The sequence below is a fragment of the Albidovulum sp. genome (assembly GCF_049646345.1).
Taxonomy (GTDB): domain Bacteria; phylum Pseudomonadota; class Alphaproteobacteria; order Rhodobacterales; family Rhodobacteraceae; genus Albidovulum.
The window spans coordinates 1-2581 of sequence record NZ_JBARVQ010000305.1; the positions used below are offsets into that span (position 1 = coordinate 1).

Sequence of the window (2581 nt, forward strand, 5' to 3'; positions counted from 1 at the left end):
GTGTTGTAGATGCGATCTTCAACCTCTTCGCCATCACGGTCCAACTGACCCTGGACGGGCCGATAGCCCTGCACATCCCGGTCAATGTGAACTTTGATCACTTTGTAGGGTGCCAAGAACCCGTCACGAATGCCTTGCTTTAGCGAATAGCTGTAAACCGGCGCACCGAAGTAATCGATGTTCGATGCGTACTCGGTCTCCTTCGGCGTGGCGGTCAGGCCGATCTGGGTGGCCGAGGTGAAGTGGTCAAGGATTTCCCGCCAGGCGGAATCGTCAGCAGCACTGCCCCGGTGGCACTCGTCGATGACGATCAGGTCAAAGAAATCCCGCGAAAACTCTTTGTAGAGCTTCTGACTTTCTTCGGGACCCGTAATCGCCTGGTAGAGGCCGAGGTAGATTTCATAAGACCTATCGATCCTGCGGCGCTTGTCCAAAGCGAGCGTCAAATCGGTAGAGGTGCCGTCTGCACGCTCGATCGTTTTCGCCTGCGTAGATAGCTTGGCCATATTGCCCGCAAATGGCCGGAAGTCGTTGACCATCGTTTGGTCGATCAGAACGTTGCGATCAGCTAGGAACAGGATGCGTTTTTTTCGGCCCGCTTTCCAAAGCCGCCAGATAATCTGAAACGCGGTATAGGTTTTGCCTGTGCCCGTGGCCATCACCAGCAGAATTCGGTCTTGTCCCTTGGCAATCGCCTCGATCGCAGAGTTCACCGCGTTTACTTGGTAGTAACGCGGGGTTTTGCCGCTACCGTCGTCAAAATAGTCTTGCAAGGCAACCGCCGACGCATCGTCAGACAAGCCCTTCCACTGGCGATATCGCGCCCACAACTCTGCGGGGGACGGAAATTGATCCAATGTAAGCGTAACTTCCGGGCTTGGACTCATGCCGGTACGGTCATGAAAAACAAAACCGTCGCCGTTAGAAGAAAACACAAACGGAATTCCGAGTGTTTCTGCGTATTCCAAACCTTGCTGCAAACCAGCGCCAATTGCTTGGGTATTTTCTTTCGCCTCAATTATCGCAATCGGAATGTTCGGCTTTACAGAAAGAATATAATCAGCGCGTTTTCCCTTCCCGCGACTGACCAGCTTTCCGCGAACAAAAATTCTGCCTTTCGTAAAGCTAACCTCTTCCCGAATCTGGTTGATTTCATCCCAACCCGACCCGCGAAGCGCAGGTGTAATGAACTTTGTGCAAATATCACGCTCACTAAGTGATCGTTTGTCCATGCGGTTGTTTCCCGACCCCGCGAAACGCCACCAGAGCAGCAAATCGAATAATTCTTTTGTTTTTGAACCTTAGACGGGATTTCAGGCGTTCGGCAACGGCTAACGGCCGCGATCACCGCGGCCCCAGCGTAAAAATCCATAAAACCGCAGGTTGCTGAATTCACTCCCGATAGGAAGACTGGGCGCGATCAGCCTGCCTCGTCTAGCCCGCCCACGACCCGCAACCGCGGCTTCAGCATCTCGCCCACCGCGTTGACCCCTGCCCGTAGCGGCGAATCGATCAGGTGGGCGTAGCGCTGGGTCGTCCCAATCTGGGTGTGGCCCAGCAGCCGCCCGATCATTTCAAGAGAGGCGCCGCCGGAGACCAGCAGCGAGGCGAAGGTGTGGCGCAAATCGTGAATGCGGACGTCCGGGATATCAGCCTGCACGCGCATCCGTTCCCAGAACCGCTTGAGGTCTACCACCGGCTGGCCGGGGACATCGCCGGGGAAGAGGAACGGGCAGCCCTTCGGCACGGCATCCCCGCGCAGACGGATCAGGGCGACGGCCTCGTGCGAGATCGGCACGCGGTGGACACGGCGCTGCTTGGTGTAGGCCGCCTGCTTGGTCCAGATCGCCAGATCGAGGTTGAATTGATCGAAGGTCGCGGTGCGGGCTTCACCGCAGCGGGCGCCGGTCAGCATGCACAGTCGGATGATCCCTGCGGCACGTTGATCGGGATCGGCGCAGAGGGCGTCGGCGAGGCGCTGGATTTCTTCAAAGGACAGAAATCGTTCGCGGGCCGTTTCGGGGCGCTTACGGAAGCTGGTCGCCGGGTTGTCAGGGCGCATTTTCCAAATCACCGCCAGGCTGAACATCTTGCGGAGCACCTCGCCCACGCGATTGGCCCGGACGGGCGTCGGCTTAAAAGCCTTCGGCGGGGGCGTTGGTTTGGTCCGCTTTGATTTGAATGCCCGCGGTGCCTTGGTCGGCTTAACGGATTTCTTCCAAACCCGTGGCCGCCCTGCCGCGATCTTTGTCAGCAGCCTGTCGACATCGGTCGGCGTGATGTCGGTCACTTTTCGCGTGCGCCAATCGGACAAGACCAGCGTCTTGAGCATACTGGCCTGATCCTTTGCGCTGGAGGCTGACAACTTCGGCAAATGTTCGTCGATATACCGCTCGACCAGTTCCTCCACTTTCGGGGCGTGCCGCGCGGATGTGCGGACATCCATCGGGTCTTCGCCGCGATCGATATCGCGCTTCAGGCGCTTGGCCTCGTCCCGGGCTGCTGTCACAGACCAGCTTGGCCATGTCCCAATCGTGAAACGACGCTGCCGCCCAGCCGCGCGGTAGATCAGTACAAACCC

2 protein-coding genes are annotated in these 2581 nt (G+C 57.9%); both read right to left on the reverse strand.

Annotation, left to right across the window (positions count from 1 at the left end; all coding sequences use genetic code 11):
* Positions 1-1232: EcoAI/FtnUII family type I restriction enzme subunit R (gene hsdR / locus WBB85_RS07765; RefSeq protein ID WP_432638051.1), on the reverse strand; the 1232-nt coding region annotated here is incomplete at its 3' end.
* 188 nt (positions 1233-1420) lie between these two features.
* On the reverse strand, positions 1421-2581 hold a 1161-nt coding region (locus tag WBB85_RS07770; protein WP_432638052.1), incomplete at its 5' end, for a tyrosine-type recombinase/integrase.